A 19,466-nucleotide genomic window follows, 5' to 3' on the forward strand; every position below is an offset into this window, starting at 1 on the left:
ATTCGCCGGGAAGGCATACAGGTCACGCCCACCCAGCCAGGTCTCAGCCGCTGCGACCGTCGGACGCTATCCTTCGAGCCTCATGACAGGGGGCGGTGCGGTGACGTCAGTCGACAAGCGTGGACAGTTGCGGGAAGCGGAGGGGGCGGCGCAGACCACCGGTCTGGTGATCTACCGTGCCAGCCGGCTGGAAATGCTGCTCGGTCCGCTGCGCGAGTTGCTGGCCGTGACCCGCCCGGCCAATGTCCTCGCCCCGCAGACCATCATCGCCGCGCATCCGGGCATGAAGCAGTGGCTGAACGGCGCGCTTGCCCGCGCTTACGGACCGGGCGGCATTGTGGCCAACCTCGACATCCAGCTGCCGAGCACGTGGATCGGCAACCTGGCCGAGCGGCAGCTGGGCCAGCAGGCGGTGTCGCTGCCGCGCTATCAGCGCGAGCACCTGCGCTGGAACATCCATGAACTTCTAGGCAGCGGGCTGGATACGATTGGTGTCACCGATGCGCGCATCGCGTCCTACCTCCAGCCGGCGGACGCCGACGCGCGGCATGCCGGCGCTGACGTGGCGCGGCGCCGGTTCCAGCTCGCCGACCGCCTGGCGCGGATCTATTCCCAGTACGTGGTCTACCGGCCCGACTGGCTCGACGCCTGGGAGCACGGACGCCTGGATGCGGTCACCGGTCAGGGCGGCGATCCCCGCATGAGTTCCACCGAGCAGCGGCTGTTGGCGCCGCTTTGGCGGCATCTGCGCGCGCAGCTGGGGCCGCACCGGGGCGACGTCGTCACGACTCTCATCGACCGACTGCTGGACCGCAACGTCGGCGGCGGTGATGCGCTGCATGTCTTTGGTGTCAGTCATCTGGCGCCTTCCGAGCTGGCGGTGATCCGCGCCGCGGCCCGCCACCGGCTGGTGGCAATGTACGTCCCCGATCCCTGCCGTGAGTACTGGGGTGGCCTGGGCAACACGGTGGCGGAGATCCAGCAGCGGCGCGAGGCCGAACTGGCCGGGCTGGAAGGCGCCGGCGCAGGCGATTACTGGATCGAGCAGGACAATCCGCTGCTGGCCAGTTGGGGCCGGATGGGCCAGCACTTCATCATGGCGCTGGCCGATGGCAGCGATGAGGTGTTGGCCGACGTGCGCCATCGGGCCGACGAGGACGCCTCGTCGCCGGTCAACCGACTTCAGCGCGTGCAGGAAAGCATCCGCGCGTTGGCGCCGTTGCCCGAGGCGGTGGAGCTCCGGCAGCCAGCGCTCATCGAGTGTGAGATCGCCGACGCGTCGTTGCGGGTTCATGCCAGCCACACCCGCCTGCGTGAGCTCGAAATCCTCCGCGACCAGCTGCTCGACGCGATAGAAAGCACGGACCAGCACGGCGAGCCGATCCGTCCTGCGGACATCGTCGTGATGGCGCCGGACATCCGCTCCTATGTGCCGCTGATTCCCGCCGTGTTCGGTGTCGCCGGGCACGGCGGGGAGCGCCTGCCGTACCACCTGGCCGATGTTTCGGTGGCGCGCAGCCACTCGTTGTTTGGTGCGTTCCAGCGCCTGCTCGATCTGCCCGGCACCCGCGTCACCGCACCCGAGGTGGTGGATCTGCTGGCCATCCCCGAGATCGCCGGTCGCCTGGGTCTGGATGCTGGCGCGGTGGACGAGCTGAGCGGCTGGTTGCAGGCGAGCCGCGTGGCGTGGGCGCTGGATCCGGCGTTCCGCAGCCGGTTCGGCGTGCCGGCGATCGCCGAGCACACCTTCGGCTGGTCGATGGACCGGATGATGGCCGGCTATCTGATGGCGGACCGCGCCGACAGCGAGCACCAGCCATCGGTGGCCCTGCCGGGCGGCGTCGCCATTGCGCCGCTGACCGGCATCCACGGCCCGGCCGCCGCCCATCTGGGCGCGCTGGATCACCTGTTGCGCGAGATCCAGGCGCTTTGTGATCTAGCCGAAGAATCCCGTCCGGCGAGCGCCTGGGCGGAGGAACTGGAGCGCCGATTCGAGGCGATGTTCCGGATCGACCTGATGGACGCCGACGCCCGCGACGCAAAGGCCGTGCTGCTGGGTTTCATCCGCACGCTGGCGACGGAAACCGCGAAAGCCGAGGTCGACCCCGAACTGCATTTCAGCGTCGTCCGCGACCTGCTGGTCGAACGCCTCGCCGCTGCGCCGGAGCGGCAGCGCTTTCTGATGGGCGGCATCACTTTTTGCGGGATGGTTCCGCAGCGGGCGATCCCGTTCAAGGTGGTCGCCGTGCTTGGCCTGAACGACGGCGAGTTTCCGCGCAACAGCAGCGACGCCGGCCTGGACCTGATGGCGCGCTATCGGCGGCTCGGCGACCGTGACGTGCGCAGCGACGACCGCTACCTGTTCCTGGAAACCCTGATGTCGGCCCGCGAGCGGTTGCACCTGAGTTACCTGGGCGAAGGGGTGATGGACGGCAAGCCGCGAAACCCTGCGCAGCCGCTGTCGGAGCTCTTGGCGGTACTGGATGCGTCCGCCGGCCTCGCCGCCGACGACACCGACACGCCGCGGCCCTGGATCATCCGTCACCCCCTGCAGCCCTTCGATGCCCGCTATTACGACGGCAGCGACGCGCGCCTGTTCTCCTATCAACAGGACTTCGCCGCGATGCACGCCCAGGGCGCACACCCCGACGTCGCCCCGTTCCTCGATCTCGACGGCACCGGCGAGGTGGTTCTCGAGGGCCCGGTTGCATTGCGGGAGGTACAGGCCTACTACCGCGACCCCGCCGCGCAGGTGCTGGGCCGGCGCATGCAGATCAGCCTGGACGCGCTGGTGGATGATCGCCTGCCCAGCGAGGAGCCGGTCGATCCCCGGTTTGGCGCGCTGGATTCGGTGCCGCGGAAGCTGTTCTTCAACGATGCGCTGCCGGCCTGGCCGGATGCGCAGTGGCCGCCCGAACGTGCGCCGGACTGGCTGCGCCTGGGCGGCATCATGCCGCCGGGGAGGCCGGGCGTGCAGGCCTGGGAAGACTCCGCGGCGGCGGTGGCAAAACTGCTCGAACGGCTGGGCGATCTGCCGGCGTTCGAGCATGGCGTGCCGGCGCCGGTCAGCGTGGTGATTGATCAGCCCATCGGGGATGTCGCACTGGTCGGTCAGGTTGGTCACGTGTACCGGCTCAGCCATGAGGGCCGCGAACACTGGCAGATGCTGCGCGCATTTCCCGGCCAGGGTGGCGCTTTGAAGGCGGAGAAGGATCTGGATTTCAAGGACCGCGTGCCGATGTTCATGGACTGGGGCTTGCTGCGCGTGCATACGGCGGGCGGCGGTGGGCGGATGCCGACGGTGCGTTTGGCGATGCTGGTCGACGACGAGATTCCAGGCTGGTCCGGCGCGCTGAACGCCTGGGACGAGGCCTTTGTGGAGGCAGCGCCGGATGAACGATCGCAGCTGCTGAGTGATCTGCAGCGGCGGCTCTCGCGCTTGCTGCACTGGTGGCAGCAGGCGCAGGGCAGGCCACGCTGGTACTTCCCGAAAATCGCCTGGAAGGCGATCCAGCCGACGGTCAGTCCGCGCAGCGGTGCCGGCGGGCGGGGTGATCGCGAGCCAGCGCCTGCAAACGTCGAGAGTATCTGGGTGGCGACGCACGACGGCGGCACCGGCGAGCGTGACTACGCGCCTGGCTACAGCCGGCTGCTGGCCGGTGGCGTGGATTTCGCCGGCGGCAGCAACGAGCTGGCCGAACTGCACCGCTTTGCCTTGGCGCTTCACGAATGCATCGACATGGCATCGCCGCTGCGGCACAACGCGACCGCCGACGAATCTGCTTGCATGGAGAGGCAGCAATGAACGAGACGGTTTGCGCGCACGCTCAGGCCCCCGCTCGTGACTGGCGCGACCTGGACCTGGCACCAGGCGGGCGCAGCCTGATCGAGGCCAGTGCCGGCACCGGCAAGACCTGGACCATTGCCGTCCTCTACCTGCGCCTGTTGCTCGAACAGGGCCGGTCGCCGCGACAGGTGGTGGTGACGACGTTCACCGAAGCCGCCGCACAGGAACTGCGCGAACGCTTGCGCGGGAAGCTGCGGTGGGCCGTGCAACTCGCCGAATCCGCCGAGCCTGTCCCGGCCGATGCCGGCCCCGATGCGTTGTGGCTGCACGAACGCTGGCAGCAGGACGCCGACGCACGATCCAGGGACCTGCAGGCTTTGCGCCTCGCACTGGCCGAGATGGACGCCGCCCCGATCAGCACCCTGCACAGCCTGTGTCGGAGGATCCTCGCCGACCACCCGTTCGCCTGTGGCGTGGCCTTCGTGATGGGCGACATGGTCGCCAGCGACACCCTGCTGGACGAGGTGGCAGGCGACCTGTGGCGTCGTTTGCAGCAGGGGGACGACAGCGACCCGCTGGTGCTGCTCGCCAGCCGCGCTGGCAACCTGACCCGCGACCGGCTGCGCAAGGGGCTCAAGGTCTGCCTCGGGCAGGGCGTAGCGGTCGGCGGCATGCCGTCCGCGGAAATCGAGGCGGCGCTCGACCCCGCATGGATACCGAAGCTGGAGGAGATCGTCGCGGGCAGCGTCGACACGTTTGGCAGGAAAGCGGCGTTGCCGCGCGTGCTCGCTGAACTGCTCGAACTGCTGACGGACCATTCGCGGCTGCCCTCCGAAGACAGCTGCAAGCGACTGGCCGAGGCCTCGAAGCTGACCGGGCTGAAAAGAGCATTCGAAAAGGATCCCGAGCTTCTGGCCGCGGGCCAGTTTGCCGAGGCGTGCGTCCCCGCCATCCAGGGTCTGCAGATGAGCTTCTGGCGCGAGCTGGCAGCGGTGGCGCGCGGCGAGATCCAGTCGCGGCTCGCGGCCCGCCACCAGCTCACCTTCGATGCCTTGATCAGTACCGTCAGCGATGTGCTGCTACGCGAGGGGGACGGCTGCGGTGAACGCCCGCTGGCCGATGCGCTGCACGACGCCTGGCCGGTCGCGCTGGTGGACGAATTCCAAGACACCGATGCGCTGCAGTACGGCATCCTCGACGCGGTCTACCGCGATGCCGGTGGCGCCCCGCGTGGCCGGCTGGTGATGATTGGCGACCCCAAGCAGGCGATCTATTCCTTCCGCGGGGGGGACATCCACGCCTACCAGCGCGCGGCGGCCAGCGCCGGCGCCACCGACCGGCTCACCTTGGACACGAACCACCGTTCCAGCGAGGCGCTGGTGGATGCCATCAACCAGTTCTACGCGTTGGCCGGAAACCGGCTGAGCGCGCTGGATGCAACGGAGATCCGCTGCAGCCCGGTCAAAGCCTCCAAACGCCGGAGCGCGGCGCCCTACACCGTTGAAGAGGACCCTTGCGCCAAGCCGCTGGTAATCCACCACCAAACCCCGGCGGCGCCATCCCAGCCGGAGCGTCGCGCTCAAGCCCTGCGCGCCTGCGCGGACCAGATCGCGGGGATGTTGCAGTCGCGAGCCCACCGCATTGCCGGACGCCCTGTGGAGCCCTCGGATATCGCGGTACTGCTGCCGACGGCCAGAGACATCACCGCCCTGCGCGACGAGCTTCGTGCGCGCGGTGTCCCCTGCGTCACCAGCACCCGCAGCAGCGTTTTTGCCACCGATGTCGCCCGCGACCTGCAGACCGTCCTGTACGCCGTGGCCTATCCCGGCGAGCTTGGCGCGCTGCGCGCCGCGGCTGCCACCCGGCTGTGGGGCACCAGCTTCAGCGAGCTTCAGGAGTGGGGCGACGACGTACTGCGCTGGCAGGCGATGGCCGGGCAGTTCCGCCACTGGCATCTGGACTGGCAACGTCGCGGCGTGCTGCATGTGGTCGAGCAGCTGATCACGCACATGGCACCGCGCTACCTGCAGACCCTGGCCGGCGAGCGCGCTTTGACCGACATGCGCCACGTGGGCGAGCTGCTGCAGGCGCGGTCGGAGGAGGATCCGGGTTTTGAGGAGTTGCTGGGCTGGCTGGCCGAATGCCGGGACGGCGAGGGCGACTCCGGCGATGACGCCGTTGAGGCAGCGCAGCTGCGGATCGAGTCCGACAGCGCGCGGGTTCGCCTGATGACCCTGCATGCCAGCAAAGGCCTGGAATTTCCGATCGTGTTCCTGCCGCTGATGTGGAACCACGGCGAAAAAACCGGTGGCGAGATGCATGTCCTCACCGATCCGCGCACCGGGGCCAGTCGTGTCGAGCGCTCGCCTGAGGCGGCTGCGACCAGGTTTCAGGAACTGCAGGACGAACGGTTCCGCGTGCTGTACGTGGCGCTGACCCGCGCCATTTATGCGTGCCACGTGTTCGCCCTGGACGTGGAGCGACCGGCGAGTGCAACGGCGAAGTCGCCACTGCAAGGCACCAAACGCAGCGCGCTGGATGTGATGCTGACGCGCCTGTCGTCACCGCTGGGCAGCACGGAAATGGAACCCCAGGCCACGCGGATCGAGTGGAGGCAGGGCTGGCTTCCGACGGGACGCCAGCAGTATGTGCCCGACGCAACCAAGACGACGCGGCAACGCACCGCGCGCCCCATGCCGGCGTGGCCGATCGGCCCGCTGCCGGGAAAGCACAGCTTCACCACGCTGACCCACGGCGAACAGCGCGAAGCGATCAATCCGGAGGCCGCTGCCGGGGACGAGACCGAGGCCACCACCGCGGCGGGCTCGAGCGCGGCGGTGCCCGAGCAGCTGCCCGCCGCGCCACATCCCGAACTTCTTGCTCTGGCGGACGTCCGCGGTACGGATTTCGGCAACGCCGTCCACGCCGTATTCGAGTTCCGCAAAATTGGCGAGCCGATCACCGCCCAGCTTCCGCTGGTGGAGCGGTATCTGGGTGATTCCGGGGTGCGTCGCAAGGACGCCGTACAGGCGCCACTGATCGAAACGCTCGCCCGGCGACTGCAGGGTGCTTTGGAGGCACCGCTGGGACTTCAGGGACATCCTGATCTGTCGCTCGCGGACCTGGCCGAAACCGACCTTCGTGCGGAGATGGGATTCCATTTCGCCCTCGATGCGGTCTCCATGGCGGACCTTCGCGAAGCGTGCGCGGCCCACGGAGAGCCGCATCTGGTGCCGACCAGCCAGCGGGTGCTGAGCGGCCTGATGAACGGCAAGATCGACTTGACATTCCACTGTAACGGCAGGTTTCACGTCCTTGATTACAAAGGAAACTACCTGGGCGATTCCTTGGGGAACTACATGGGCAGCGCATTGCTTGAGCAGATGGACCGGAGCCGCTATCGCTTCCAGGCTTTGCTGTACACGCTCGCCGTGGACCGCTACCTGCGCCAGCGCCTTGGTGCCGGTTATGACCGGTCGCGACACCTGGGCGAATGCGTGTACCTGTTTGTCCGCGCGGCAGGGCTGGCACCGGGTGCCGGGATCTGGCGACACCGGTTTCCCGATCCGCTGCTGGACGCGGTCGGCAGCGTTCTGGGCGAAACGCGCACCCAGGTCGCCGCGTGAGCGCTCCAGCCACCTACTACTTCCGACGACCGGCGAGCGAGCCGGCTCCGCCCGAGGCGTGGCGGATGCTGGATCACACCGTGGCGCGCTGGGTGAGGGCGCACGGTGGCTCCGCGGCGCTGGCGGAGTTGGCGGGTTGGGCCAGCCTGGCCGACGGCCACGGCGACAGCGCACTGCCGCTGCGTGGCGAGGCCGCCGGCCGCCATGGAATGCCGCCGCTGGAGGATGACGCCATGGAGCAGGTCATGGCCGACCCAATGGTGACGGTGGTGACTACCGGGTCCACGCAAGCCGCGCCGGCAGTCGCAGCCACGCCGTTCGTGGTCGATAGCGGGTATTTCTACCTGCTGCGCAACCACCTGCACGAGGGCGTCGTGGCGCGGCATGCCAATACGCGTCGCGCAGGCGCCGGAACCGAGCCTGAGGGTAGTTCGGCCGACATCGACGTGCTGTTCCATGGGGACGGAAGCGGGCGCGTGGCCGCGCAGCGCGCCGCCGTGGCGCAGGTCCCGGGCAAACGTCTGTTTGTGCTTACCGGCGGACCCGGCACCGGCAAGACAACGACCGTCCTGCGCATGCTGATGCTGCTGCTCAAGCGCCGCGCCGGATCAGGTGCCGCTCCGGCGGTCGTCCGTATCGGCGCGCCAACCGGCAAGGCGGCGCAGCGTCTATCGGAGTCACTGCGCGACGGCGCCAGGCTGATGCGTGACGGCCAGACGCGGCTGCCCGAAGACTGGCACCCGTGGCTGGACGCATCGCTCAACGCGCCTGCCAGCACCTTGCACAGACTCCTGGGAAGCCGCGGACATGGCGGCGGGTTCGTGCACCACGCGGGAAATCCCGTGCCTGCCGACATCGTCATCGTCGACGAGGCCTCCATGGTCGACCTGGCGATGCTTCGCCATCTGTTGGAGGCATTGCGCGAGGATGCCGCCCTGATTCTCGTCGGCGATGCCGACCAGTTGACCTCGGTGGGCACCGGTTCGGTATTGCTGGATCTGGTCGGCGCGATGGAGGCAGCGGCCGATCCCGGTCTGGTCCGGCTCTCGCACAGCTTTCGCGCCGACCAGTCGCTGCTGCCACTCAATGAAGCGGTGCGCCTTGGTGACATCGACGCGTTCGAGCGCGCTGTCATCGACGCCGGTGATCAGGTGCGGCGCGTGCAGATCGGCGCCCCGCACGAGCTGGACGCCGCGTTGGCCACCTGGGCCCGAAGCCTGGCCGACGGATTGCGCGCAGCGGGTGCCTTCTCGCCGCTGCCGCGCGGCGCGGACGGTGCACCGGACCAGGTCGCCGTCCTGGGGGCTCTGGACGGTTTGCGCGAACGGCAGCTGCTGTGCGCCTTGCGCGAGGGGGAATTCGGCGCCGAGGCGGCCAACCGCCACCTGGAGTCATCGGTTCGCGCCGCTTCATCGGGCGGCGCGCTTTCCCTCACCCGGGGCGAGTGGTACGCCGGTCGCGCGGTGATGATCACCCGCAACGATTACACCGCCGGGCTGTTCAACGGTGATGTCGGCATCTGCCTGGAGGATGCTGACGGCGCGTTGGGGGTCTGGTTTGCGGTGACCGTCGCCGCGTCCGCAGCCAGCGCCGCGTCCGCAGGCAGCGCCGCGTCCGCAGGCAGCGCCGCGTCCGCAGGCAGCGCGATCGACGATGATGCCGCGGCGCCAGCGACCGAGCGCAGCCGCCGGGCGGTCTGCTTCGTGCCGGGCAGCCTGCCGGACCACCAGGGCGGATTTGCCATCACGATCCACAAGAGCCAGGGTTCGGAATACCGCGAAGTCGCCGTGCTGCTGCCGCCGGATCCGGACAACCGCATCCTCTCCCGCCAACTGCTCTACACCGGGATCTCGCGCGCTCGGCAAAAGGTGCAGCTATGGGCATCGGACGCAGTGCTCCGTCGCGCGATCTCAACCCCCGCGCGCCGCTCGAGCGGTCTGCGCGCCAGGCTGGACGCAAGCCAGTGGTCGTAGCGCCGCGGGCGTCGGCCGGCGAAACACGCGCGCGCTCTTCGACGGTCAACCTTCCAAGGTCGGCGCGCAGAGCACACAGGCTCATCGCATACGAAACGGCATAGTGGGGGTTCGCCGGCTACGGCTGTTGTCCGTACCGGCACCCCACCCGTCATCAGGAGAACCCCATGAAGAAGACCGCATCGGCTGTCTGGACCGGCGAAGTCAAGACCGGCAAGGGCAGCATTTCGACCGAGACCGGCGTGCTGCGTGACGCGCCCTATGGCTTCAAGGCACGCTTCGAAGACGGCCCGGGCACCAATCCGGAAGAACTGATCGGTGCTGCCCACGCCGGCTGCTTCTCCATGGCGCTTTCGATGATGCTGGGCAAGGAAAACCTGACCCCGGACAAGATCGAAACCACGGCCTCTGTCACGCTGGATCCGGACGCGCTGGAAATCACCACCATCCATCTCGACGTCAAGGCCAAGGTGCCTGGCGCCGATGACGCGACGTTCCAGCGCATCGCGACGGCGGCAAAGGAAGGCTGCCCGGTATCCAAGGTGCTCAAGGGCGCCAGCATCACCATGGATGCGAAACTCGACGCGTAGCCGGAACGGCCGCCGCGCACCCGCCGCGGCGGCATCCTGGCGCAAACAATACGTCTCCGCGCCTGAGTCGCTACGACGCCGGGCTGCTACAGGGACACGCGCATCTGTCTGGCTGCCAGCACCTTGCATCCACACGCCAGCGCGCTGCCGTGGACCGCAACCGGCTGGCCATCAATCGTGGTGGTCGCGTCTCCGTCGACGATCGGGAAACTGCCCTTGTGGGTCAGGCACGTCGCCTGATCGGTCACCCGGGCCACGGGCTTGCCATCGATATCGGTAAACGGCGAGCCGGTAATGACCTTGCCGCCGCCGCTGGTGGGATCGCCGATCACAATCCACATCTTTGCCATGGTGTTCTCCTTGTCTCGCTCGACCGCGACAGTCTAGCGCGAGCAAGTTCGCGTGCGCAGACGGCGACCGTATGATGAGCGGCGTTCCGCACCACTCCCTGTTCCCCGTTGAAGCCACCGGAGGCCGAGCTGAAACTCACCCGCACACGCGCTGCATTGCTGGTGGTCCTCGCGGCCTTGCTGGTCGTTGCCGGCTGGGTGGTCGAGCTGAAGGTCCAGGGGCCGTCGGTGCCGGCGTACCGGCTGCAGGCGCAGCCGCTGGTGCAGACGGTCGTCGCCACGGGCCGGGTTGCGTCCGCGTCGCGCGCGCAGGTGGGCGCGCAGGTCGCCGGCGTCATCGCCCAGCGCTTGGTTCGAGAGGGCGATACGGTCGCGGCCGGGGACGTGCTGGCGATCCTGCAGAACGATGACTACCGGGCGCGCCTGGGCGAGGCGCAGGCCGCGCTGGCCGATCTGCGGCAGTCCGGGAAGCCGCAGGCCGACGCTCTGTTGCGCCGCGCCCGCTCCGCTTTCACCCAGGCCAGTCGCGAGGCGGTCCGCCGGCGTGAACTCTTCACCCGGCAGCTGGTGTCGCGCGAAATGATGGAGCAATCCGTGCAGGCCGAAGCCGCCGCCCGCGCGGCGCTTGAGCAGGCGGAGCTCAGCGCAAGGTCGCTGTCGCCCGGCAATCCGGGCGAGACCGAAGCCCGCCAGCGGGTGGCGGCAGCCGAGGCCTTGCTGGAGAAGACCCGCGTCCGGGCCCAGGTCGGCGGCACCGTGCTCACCCGCGATGCCGAGCCCGGCGATGTGGTCCAGCCCGGGCGGATCCTGTTCGAGATCGCCCGCGAGGGTGAGACCGAGTTGCTGGTGCCGGTCGACGAGAAAAACCTGTCGGTGCTCGCGCTGGAACAAGCCGCCGTCTGCGTGGCCGACGCGTATCCCGAGCGCCCGTTCCCCGCGACGGTCGCGTTCATCGCGCCGGCCGTGGACCCGCAACGCGGCAGCGTGGATATCCGTCTGCGCTTGGATCCGGTACCCGAATTCCTGCGTCAGGACATGACCGTTTCGGTCAACGTGGAAACCGGGCGGCGCGATCGCGCACTGGTCATCCCCAATGACGCCCTGGAGCGCGATGGCCGCGGCGGCGCGCAGGTGTGGAAGGTGACCGGCGGCCGCATCGCGCGGGTGCCGGTAAGCCTGGGCCTGCGCGGTATCACCGTCACCGAGGTCACCGGTGGTCTGGTTGAGGGCGATGTGGTCCTGAGCGCACCCGGCGCAACGCTGACCGACGGTGACCGGGTCCGACCGCAACTCGGCGCGATCCCGTCGGAACGCGCGGACACGTCGACCGATCGCGAACTGCCGGTCAAGTTCGACTGACGGCCGTGTGGACCGAATGGACCATCGCCACCCGCTTCCTGCGTGAGGGCCGCGCCCAGAGCACGTTGATCCTGGTCGGCATTGGCGTTGGCGTCGCCGTCATCGTGTTCATCACCGCGCTGATCACCGGCCTGCAGCACAACATCGTCGACCGCACCCTCGGAACCCAGTCCCACATCAGGCTATCGCCGCCGGACGAGGTCAACCGGATCGTCCCGCTGGAGGGTCCGGCGACGCGCATGCTGCTGGAGACCCGTCGCGCCCAGCGCCTGCGCTCGATCAACAACTGGCAGCAACTGCGCGACGTGCTGGATGACTTCCCGCAGGTCACGGCGGTATCGCCGATCATTTCGGGACCGGCGTTCGCGCGCCGCGGCGAGGCCCTGCAGTCGGTTGCGCTCGTGGGCATCGACCCGCGCCGGTACCAGGAGATCCTGCCCGTCAGCGAGGACATCGTCGCCGGCGCGTTCCGCATCGGCGCCGGTGAGGCGGTCATTGGCAAGCAGCTGTCCATCGACCTGGGCGTCAGCGTTGGCGACAAGCTGCGCCTGGAAACGGGGCAGGGCGGCGACAGCGTGGTCAACGTGGCCGGGATCTTCGAGCTGGGCGTGCGCGAGCTGGATGCGCGTTACGTGTACCTGGACATGAGCCAGGCGCAGTCGCTGCTGGACCTGCCCGGTGCGGCGACGGTGATCGACCTGACGGTGGCCGATATCTTCAAGGCGGACACCATCGCCACGCGGATCCGCCGGCTCACCGGGCAGAAAGTCGAGAGCTGGATGGAGACCAACGCGCAGCTGCTCAACGCGCTGCGCAGCCAGAGCATGTCGACCACCATGATCAGCCTGTTCGTCGCCTTGAGTGTCGCGCTGGGCATCGCCAGCGTGCTGTCGGTGAGCGTGGTCCAGCGCACGCGCGAGATCGGCATCCTGCGAGCCATCGGCATTACCCGGGCGCAGATGCTGCGCGTTTTCCTGATCCAGGGCGCCCTGTTCGGGCTGCTGGGCTCGCTGCTGGGTGGCATCAGCGGGGTCGGGCTGGTGATGGCGTTCAACCAGTTCGGCCCGCGTCTGTTCTACATCCCGGTGAACCCATGGCTGCTCGTGGCGGCCACTGCGCTGGCGACGCTTACCGGAATCATCGCCGCTGCCATTCCGGCACGCCGGGCGGCGCGTCTGGACCCGGTCGTGGCGATCCGCCATGTCTGAGCCCGGGAAGAGCCCGTCGCCCGCGGCCGCGACCGCTCACGACCACCAGCAGGAAGTGCTGCGCCTGGAGCACGTTCGCAAGAGCTACAACGTCGGCCTGCCCACCGAGGTGGAGGTGTTGCACGGTCTGGACCTGCGCCTGCAGCGCAGCGATTTCGCCGCGCTGGTCGGCGCATCGGGATCGGGGAAGAGCACGCTGCTCAACCTTATCGGCTTGCTGGACACGCCGACCCAGGGCGAGATCCGCCTGCTGGGTGAAGCCACGACGTCGATGGATGACCTTCGCCGCACCGCGGTTCGCGGCCACTCGATCGGCTTCGTGTTCCAGTTCCACCACCTGATCCAGGCGTTTACCGCTCTGGAGAACGTGCTGATGCCACTGATGGTCGCCGGGGGCAAGCCGACCGCGGAGCAGCGGGCGATGGCTGCAGGACTGCTGGAGGATGTGGGCTTGAAGGGTCTCGCGGACCGCAGGCCCGACCAGCTCTCCGGCGGCCAGCAGCAACGCGTCGCCGTCGCGCGCGCGCTGGTTACCCGGCCGGCCCTGCTGCTGGCCGACGAGCCGACCGGGAACCTGGACAGCAAGACCGCGGAAGACGTCTTCGCCCTGTTCCGCAAGTTCAACAGTGAGTTCGGCTGCGCCGTCCTGCTGGTGACCCACGATCCCCGCCTTTCCGCGCAATGCGTCCGCACCGTTACGCTGACCGACGGCCGGATCACCGGTGATTCGGCGCACGTGGAGTCGGATGGCACCTGACTACCCGCGGGTCACGCCATGACGGCGTTACGGCCCGCGTTCTTGGCCCGGTACAGGGCGCTGTCGGCGCGCTCCAGCCAATGCCCAAGGTGGGCAGGCGCGGCGGGCACCACTGCCATGCCGATGCTCACCGTGGGGCAGACGTCCGGATAATCGGCAAGGCGGATCCGCTCGACCTGGCAGCGCAGCCGCTCGGCGATCGCCAGTGCCTGCTCCCGGGTCGTGTCGGGCAGCAGGATCGCGAACTCGTCGCCTCCGCGCCGACCGAGGTGGTCTTGCGGGCGCATGACCCGGCGCATCTGCTCGGCCAACTCACGCAGCGTGGCATCGCCGGCGCCGTGGCCGTGGCGGTCGTTGATCAGCTTGAACCGGTCGACATCGATCAGCAGCATGCAGTCCTGCCGGCCCGCGCGGCGGCTGGCCAGCACCTGCTGGGCCTGCTCTTCCCAGGCGCCGCGCCGCGACAGGCCGGTCAGGGTGTCGATCCGGCGCAGCCGGTCCAGCTCGCGGTTCTGCTCGGTCACTTTGCGGATCAGCCGGTAGCGGCCGATGCTGACCGCGATCATGTGGATCAACAGCATCGGCAGGCATGCCAGCATCACCGGCATCGAGGTCAGTGGGCTGAACCCGGTTCCCAACAGCGCCGCGCTGGCTGCCCCGCCGAGAATCAGCGCCGGCAGCGAGTGCAGCCAAAGACGCCGGAAGCCGGAGCTGAGCTTGTCCACCGTGGTCAACGTGATAAGCAGCGTGGAGGGCAACACGTTGAAGTGCATCATCGGCACCAGCGCGCCGGCGATGGCCGAGTCGACCAGCAGGTTGCGCTTCTCAGCCCGGACCGGATCGGCGCTGCCCGCCGCGAGCAGATACGCCGCATGCGGCCACACCAGGCAGCCAAGCGCGACGAATGCCCACGCCAGCCAGGACGCCTGAAGCTCATGCAGCACCGTGGCTACCGGTAGTCCGCCCAGGCCCATGCCGACCACCCGGAACGGGTAGATCAGACGGCTTACCGACAGGCGACCCCCCGGGCCGCGGCGACTGTTTTTCATGGCATGACCCCCGTCTCCCCACCGGATAATACCCCGCCGGATGGTCGCTAACGCTGTGTTGTAACCGGGGGTACTACTCTTGCGGTAGTAAAACGGTGCAAGGGAGATGGGTCATGGCGACGGGATGGGCGGGCGACGGCGCGGTCCAGGACCAGATCGACGCGACGGTCGAGGATGCGGTGAAGCGTGCGCGCAGCCGTCTGGCAAGCGGGCCGGGGCTTCTGCATTGCGAGCACTGCGAGGAGCCGATTCCCGCGGCTCGGCGGGCTGCGGTGCCGGGGGTCCGCTTGTGCGTGTCGTGTCAGGAGCTGGAAGACGACGAGCTTGCTGCCAGCGGCTACAACCGACGCGGCAGCAAGGACAGCCAGTTACGATGAGCGCCTCGCTGTCCGGAAACCGCGGTGGACCGCGATGCTGATCGAACCCGAACCCCATAGCCTGATGATCGACGGATCAAGTTTCCAGATCGAGTTCCGCCGCGAGGGCGACCGTCTCTGGGCGTCCGTCACCGGCGTCACCGGCACCCTGCAGTCGACAATGGACTATTGGTCGATGATCGCGTCGGAAACCGTGCGCGCGGGCGTCGCGCTGCTGCTGGTGGTGGACCACACCAGCGGGGCGATGTTGACGCCTGACGAGCTCGAGGTGTTTATCGGACATCTGGCGCAACTCGGCCTGGAACAGGTGCGTACGGCCTACGTTGGCGCCAATCTGGCCCGCTCCGCGCAGCATGAGACCACGGAAATCCTGGCCCGCGAGCGCGGCATGGTCGCGCGCGCCTTCAACCACCAGTCGGAAGCCTCGCTCTGGCTTCGCCACGGCGAGCGGTAAGGGCGCTGCGAAACCTCGATCAGCTCTTTTCCCTGGCCCGCGATAACGCGGCGGCAAGCGCATTGTTCATCGAAGGGGCAGCAGGTCGCGCGACCGGCGGCTTTGGCGGCGCGGCCCGCCGGTTGTCTCCGGGTGGGCGGCGCGCTGCGTTCCCGTTGCCGGGCGCCGGCCTGGCGCCCCGTGATGGTTGACGTTCGGCCGGCCCGGTCTGTGCGGGCGGCGGAGCTTCTTCCAACCGACAGGTAAGCGCGATGCGCTTGCGCGGGATGTCCACCTCCAGCACCTTCACCCTGATGACGTCCCCGGCCTTGACCACCTCGCGCGGATCCTTGACGTAACGGTCGGCGAGCATCGAGATGTGGACCAGGCCGTCCTGGTGCACACCGATGTCGACGAACGCGCCAAAGGCCGCCACGTTGCTGACCACGCCCTCCAGGACCATGCCCGGCTTGAGGTCCTTCAACTCCTGGACATCGTCGGCGAAGCGCGCGGCCTTGAACTCCGGCCGCGGGTCGCGACCGGGCTTTTCCAGCTCCTTGAGGATGTCGCGCACCGTCGGCAGGCCGAAGCGCTCGTCGGTGTAGGAGCTCGCATCCACGCTGCGCAGAAACGCGCTGTCACCGATCAGCTGCTTCACCCCGCGACCGCTGTGCTGGACGATACGCTCCACCACGGGGTACGCCTCGGGATGCACCGAGGAGGCGTCCAGCGGCTGGTCGCCATCGGCCACGCGCAGGAAGCCCGCGCACTGCTCGAAGGTCTTGTCGCCTAGGCGCGGCACCTTGAGCAGTGATTTGCGGTTGTTGAACGCGCCGTTCTCGTCGCGGTACACGACGATGTTCTCGGCCACGGTCGTGCTCAGGCCCGAGACCCGGGCGAGCAGGGCGGCCGAGGCGGTGTTGACGTCCACGCCGACCGCGTTGACGCAGTCCTCGACGCGCGCATCCAGCGCACGGGCGAGCCGGTAGGCGTCCACGTCGTGCTGGTACTGGCCGACGCCGATCGCCTTGGGTTCGATCTTCACCAGCTCGGCCAGTGGATCCTGCAGCCGGCGCGCGATCGACACCGCGCCGCGGATCGAGACGTCCAGATCCGGAAATTCCTTCGCCGCCAGCTCGGAGGCCGAGTACACCGATGCGCCGGCTTCGCTGACGACGATTTTCTGCATCTTCAGCTCGGGCGCCATCCTGATCAGGTCGCCGGCCAGCTTGTCGGTCTCGCGCGATGCGGTGCCGTTGCCGATCGCGATCAGTTGCACGCCGTGTTTCACGCACATCGCGCGCAGCAGATGCAGCGAGCCATCCCACTGGTTGCGCGGTTGGTGCGGGAAGATGGTGTCGGTGGCGACCAGCTTGCCGGTCGCGTCCACCACCGCGACCTTGACCCCGGTGCGCAGGCCGGGGTCCAGCCCCAGCACCGCTTTGGGCCCCGCGGGAGCGGCCAGCAGGAGGTCCTTGAGGTTGTCACCGAAGATGGCGATGGCTTCCGCCTCCGCCTTCTCGCGCGCCTGGCCGAACAGGTCCAGCAGCAGGTGCAGGTGCAGCTTGGCCTTCCAGGTGAGCCGGCACGCATTGAGCAGCCAGGCGTCGGCGGGCCGGTCGCGGTTGGCGATGCCGGCGTGGTGCGCGACCCGTGCCTCCGCCTGCGCATGGCCGGCGTCCGCGTCCTTGCCCGGGTCCAGGTCGAGCTGGATGAACTCCTCGCGACGCGCGCGCAGCAGCGCGAGCAGGCGGTGCGACGGGATCCGCGACAGGGGCTCGGAATGGTCGAAATAGTCGCGGTACTTGGCGCCCTCGGCCTCTTTGCCCTCGATGACGCGCGCGCGGATCACGCCCACCTCGCTCAGCCATTCGCGAAGCTCGCCCACCAGCGCGGCGTCCTCGCCCCAGCGCTCCATCAGGATCGCGCGGGCGCCCTCCAGCGCGGCCTTGACGTCGTCCACGCCTTTTTTGGCATCGACGAAGGCGGCGGCTGCGGTTTCCGGGACTTGCGACGGATCCGCCAGTAGGCCGTCGGCGAGCGGCTCCAGGCCCGCCTCGCGGGCGATCTGGGCGCGCGTGCGACGCTTGCGCTTGTAGGGCAGGTAGAGATCTTCCAGACGCGATTTGCTGTCGGCCGCCTCGATGTCGGCGAGCAACTCGTCGGTAAGTTTGCCCTGTTCCTCGATGCTGGCCAGCACGCTCGCACGGCGGTCTTCCAGCTCGCGAAGGTAGATCAGGCGCGTCTCCAGATTGCGCAGCTGGGTGTCGTCAAGGCCTTCGGTGACTTCCTTGCGGTAGCGCGCGATGAACGGCACCGTCGCGCCTTCATCCAGCAGACCGATCGCCGCGAGCACCTGTGCCGGGCGGGCACCGATTTCACCGGCGATCGTGCCCGCGATCTGCGTGGCCACGCGCGCAGCGCGGCGGGTGTCGGTCGCCGCGCTTGCGGCGGCGGTGTCGGACAGCGTGGAAGTGGTCGTATCGATGGCTTGGGGCATTGCGTGGGGACCTTGCGGAAAACGGAACCCCGCAGCGCGGGGAGCCCGATTGTGGCCGCGCCCGGGAATGCGGGGAAGCCGTTGACAGGAAGCGCCGGGCCGGGCTGGCCGCGTGCGTCGCTTATTTCTCGACGAACGCGCGCTCGAACACGTAGTCGCCGGGCACGCCGATGCGCGGTGCAGCGGTGAATCCACGGCCGTCCAGCAGGGTGCGGAAGTCCGCCAGCATCTGCGGGCTGCCACACACCATCGCCCGGTCGTGGGCCGGATCCAGCGGCGGCAGGCCGAGGTGCTCCATCATCTGGCCGCTCGCCATCAGGTCGGTCATGCGCCCCCGGTGATCGTGGCCTTCAAAGACGAACGGCTCGCGGGTGACGGCCGGGTAGTAGCGCAGCTTGGCGGTGATTTCCTCGCCGAGGAACTCGTGCCTGGGAAGCTCGTTGAGGATGTAATCCCGATACGCCAGATCGGCTTCGCGGCGCACGCCGTGGGTCAGGATGATCTTCTCGAAGCGCTCGTAGACTTCCGGGTCCTTGATGATCGACAGCCAGGGCGCGAAGCCGGTGCCGGTGCCCAGCAGGTAGAGGTTCCGGCCGGGGTGCAGGTCGTGGATCAGCAGCGTGCCGGTGGGCTTGCGCCCGATGCGGATCGCATCGCCGGGCTGGATGTGCTGCAGGCGCGACGTCAACGGGCCGTTCGCGACCTTGATGGAGAAGAATTCCAGCTGCTCCTCCCAGTTCGCACTGGCGATCGAATAGGCGCGCATCAGCGGCTTGGTCGAGCCGTCGGGCTGCGGCGTATCCAGGCCGATCATCACGAACTGCCCGTTCTCGAAGCGGAAGCCGTCGTCGCGGGTGGTGGTGAAGCTGAAGTAGTCGTCCGTCCAATGACGGACGTCCAGCACGGTTTCGGTGCCGAAGGCAGATGACATAACGGAAGGCGCTGCGTGGATGCGGGGACGGCGTATTTTAGCCGATCGCGCCAGTGGGGCCTGGCGCGACCTTGGACGGAGGTCTCAGCGCACCACGGTGACCGGCACGCCGGCCTGCGCGATCACCTTGGTGGCGGTGGAACCCAGCAGGAAGCCGCGCAGCGCCGAGCGGCCGCGCGATCCCATCACCACCAGGTCGACGGCGTCATTGGCGGCGATTTCGACGATGGCCTTGTCGGCATCCTCCACGACCGCGCGGGCCTCGAATTCCAGGCCGGCATCGCCCAGCACGGCGCGCGCGTCCTTGAGCGCGTAACGGCTGTTGTCGGCGTGGTAGTCCAGCGTGCCCTGCGTGCCGAGTGCTTCTTTCACGCCCGCCAGCAGGGGCACGTCGGCGTGCAGCAGGATGATCTGCGCCGGCGTGGCCAGGCTCTTGGCGAGCTTGGCCACGAAGTTGGCGGCACGGGTGCTGTTTTCGCTGCCGTCAACGGCAAGGAGGATCTTCATTCACATGGCTCCGGTAATC

Annotated in this window: 14 protein-coding genes; 9 read left to right on the plus strand and 5 right to left on the minus strand. The window is 68.5% G+C overall.

The window, feature by feature from the left end; genetic code table 11:
- Nucleotides 1–100 precede the first annotated feature (100 nt).
- The 4 genes from recC to INQ41_RS05980 all read left to right on the plus strand — a co-directional run bounded on the left by recC (nt 101) and on the right by INQ41_RS05980 (nt 9,976).
- Nucleotides 101–3,805: an exodeoxyribonuclease V subunit gamma gene (recC, locus tag INQ41_RS05965; RefSeq protein WP_193986992.1), complete on the plus strand. Its 3,705-nt coding sequence runs from the start codon at nt 101–103 to the stop codon at nt 3,803–3,805.
- Nucleotides 3,802–7,413: a UvrD-helicase domain-containing protein gene (locus INQ41_RS05970; RefSeq protein WP_193986993.1), complete on the plus strand. Its 3,612-nt coding sequence runs from the start codon at nt 3,802–3,804 to the stop codon at nt 7,411–7,413. Before recC ends, INQ41_RS05970 begins: the two co-directional genes overlap by 4 nt.
- On the plus strand, nt 7,410–9,386 hold the full coding sequence (locus INQ41_RS05975) for an AAA family ATPase (protein ID WP_228076729.1): 1,977 nt from the start codon (nt 7,410–7,412) through the stop codon (nt 9,384–9,386). Before INQ41_RS05970 ends, INQ41_RS05975 begins: the two co-directional genes overlap by 4 nt.
- A gap of 167 nt (nt 9,387–9,553) precedes the next feature.
- On the plus strand, nt 9,554–9,976 hold the full coding sequence (locus INQ41_RS05980) for an OsmC family protein (RefSeq protein WP_193986994.1): 423 nt from the start codon (nt 9,554–9,556) through the stop codon (nt 9,974–9,976).
- Nucleotides 9,977–10,062: 86 nt separating this feature from the next.
- Here the strand turns inward: INQ41_RS05980 and INQ41_RS05985 are convergent, their stop codons facing one another.
- Nucleotides 10,063–10,326: a PAAR domain-containing protein gene (locus tag INQ41_RS05985; protein WP_228076730.1), complete on the minus strand. Its 264-nt coding sequence runs from the start codon at nt 10,324–10,326 to the stop codon at nt 10,063–10,065.
- A 108-nt stretch (nt 10,327–10,434) separates the two neighbouring features.
- Here INQ41_RS05985 and INQ41_RS05990 point away from each other — a divergent pair, with 108 nt between their 5' ends.
- The 3 genes from INQ41_RS05990 to INQ41_RS06000 are packed head-to-tail and all read left to right on the plus strand — an operon-like array spanning nt 10,435 to nt 13,650.
- The gene (locus INQ41_RS05990) at nt 10,435–11,685 is read left to right on the plus strand and encodes an efflux RND transporter periplasmic adaptor subunit (protein ID WP_228076731.1); all 1,251 of its coding nucleotides are present in this window, start codon (nt 10,435–10,437) and stop codon (nt 11,683–11,685) included.
- 5 nt (nt 11,686–11,690) lie between these two features.
- The gene (locus INQ41_RS05995; RefSeq protein WP_228076732.1) at nt 11,691–12,893 is read left to right on the plus strand and encodes an ABC transporter permease; all 1,203 of its coding nucleotides are present in this window, start codon (nt 11,691–11,693) and stop codon (nt 12,891–12,893) included.
- Entirely contained in the window at nt 12,886–13,650 is a 765-nt protein-coding gene (locus INQ41_RS06000) for an ABC transporter ATP-binding protein (RefSeq protein WP_193986995.1), read from the plus strand. Before INQ41_RS05995 ends, INQ41_RS06000 begins: the two co-directional genes overlap by 8 nt.
- A gap of 11 nt (nt 13,651–13,661) precedes the next feature.
- Here the strand turns inward: INQ41_RS06000 and INQ41_RS06005 are convergent, their stop codons facing one another.
- Complete coding sequence (locus INQ41_RS06005) at nt 13,662–14,699, minus strand: sensor domain-containing diguanylate cyclase (RefSeq protein ID WP_193986996.1); 1,038 nt, start codon at nt 14,697–14,699, stop codon at nt 13,662–13,664.
- A gap of 113 nt (nt 14,700–14,812) precedes the next feature.
- Here INQ41_RS06005 and INQ41_RS06010 point away from each other — a divergent pair, with 113 nt between their 5' ends.
- Nucleotides 14,813–15,076: a DksA/TraR family C4-type zinc finger protein gene (locus INQ41_RS06010; protein ID WP_193986997.1), complete on the plus strand. Its 264-nt coding sequence runs from the start codon at nt 14,813–14,815 to the stop codon at nt 15,074–15,076.
- Nucleotides 15,077–15,110: 34 nt separating this feature from the next.
- The gene (locus tag INQ41_RS06015) at nt 15,111–15,530 is read left to right on the plus strand and encodes a hypothetical protein (RefSeq protein WP_193986998.1); all 420 of its coding nucleotides are present in this window, start codon (nt 15,111–15,113) and stop codon (nt 15,528–15,530) included.
- 19 nt (nt 15,531–15,549) lie between these two features.
- Here the strand turns inward: INQ41_RS06015 and INQ41_RS06020 are convergent, their stop codons facing one another.
- The 3 genes from INQ41_RS06020 to INQ41_RS06030 all read right to left on the minus strand — a co-directional run bounded on the left by INQ41_RS06020 (nt 15,550) and on the right by INQ41_RS06030 (nt 19,447).
- A complete protein-coding gene (locus tag INQ41_RS06020; RefSeq protein WP_193986999.1) occupies nt 15,550–18,009 on the minus strand; it encodes a Tex family protein in 2,460 nt (819 codons plus the stop codon).
- Between the two features lie 121 nt (nt 18,010–18,130).
- Nucleotides 18,131–18,940 carry a ferredoxin--NADP reductase gene (locus INQ41_RS06025; RefSeq protein WP_193987000.1) on the minus strand — a complete coding sequence of 270 codons (810 nt, stop codon included), beginning with the start codon at nt 18,938–18,940 and terminating at the stop codon, nt 18,131–18,133.
- A gap of 84 nt (nt 18,941–19,024) precedes the next feature.
- Nucleotides 19,025–19,447 carry a universal stress protein gene (locus INQ41_RS06030; protein WP_193987001.1) on the minus strand — a complete coding sequence of 141 codons (423 nt, stop codon included), beginning with the start codon at nt 19,445–19,447 and terminating at the stop codon, nt 19,025–19,027.
- Between the last annotated feature and the right edge of the window lie 19 nt (nt 19,448–19,466).

The sequence above is a fragment of the Lysobacter ciconiae genome (assembly GCF_015209725.1).
GTDB classification, from domain to species: Bacteria; Pseudomonadota; Gammaproteobacteria; order Xanthomonadales; family Xanthomonadaceae; genus Novilysobacter; species Novilysobacter ciconiae.

What these genes read in the sequence shown, in the direction of transcription:
- INQ41_RS06000 (WP_193986995.1), top strand. Translation starts at nt 12,886, where the DNA reads ATGTCTGAGCCCGGGAAGAGCCCGTCGCCCGCGGCCGCGACCGCTCAC.
- INQ41_RS06025 (WP_193987000.1), bottom strand. Translation starts at nt 18,940, where the DNA reads ATGTCATCTGCCTTCGGCACCGAAACCGTGCTGGACGTCCGTCATTGG.
- INQ41_RS05980 (WP_193986994.1), top strand. Translation starts at nt 9,554, where the DNA reads ATGAAGAAGACCGCATCGGCTGTCTGGACCGGCGAAGTCAAGACCGGC.
- INQ41_RS06015 (WP_193986998.1), top strand. Translation starts at nt 15,111, where the DNA reads ATGCTGATCGAACCCGAACCCCATAGCCTGATGATCGACGGATCAAGT.
- INQ41_RS05985 (WP_228076730.1), bottom strand. Translation starts at nt 10,326, where the DNA reads ATGGCAAAGATGTGGATTGTGATCGGCGATCCCACCAGCGGCGGCGGC.
- INQ41_RS06010 (WP_193986997.1), top strand. Translation starts at nt 14,813, where the DNA reads ATGGCGACGGGATGGGCGGGCGACGGCGCGGTCCAGGACCAGATCGAC.
- INQ41_RS05970 (WP_193986993.1), top strand. Translation starts at nt 3,802, where the DNA reads ATGAACGAGACGGTTTGCGCGCACGCTCAGGCCCCCGCTCGTGACTGG.
- INQ41_RS06030 (WP_193987001.1), bottom strand. Translation starts at nt 19,447, where the DNA reads ATGAAGATCCTCCTTGCCGTTGACGGCAGCGAAAACAGCACCCGTGCC.
- INQ41_RS06020 (WP_193986999.1), bottom strand. Translation starts at nt 18,009, where the DNA reads ATGCCCCAAGCCATCGATACGACCACTTCCACGCTGTCCGACACCGCC.
- INQ41_RS06005 (WP_193986996.1), bottom strand. Translation starts at nt 14,699, where the DNA reads ATGAAAAACAGTCGCCGCGGCCCGGGGGGTCGCCTGTCGGTAAGCCGT.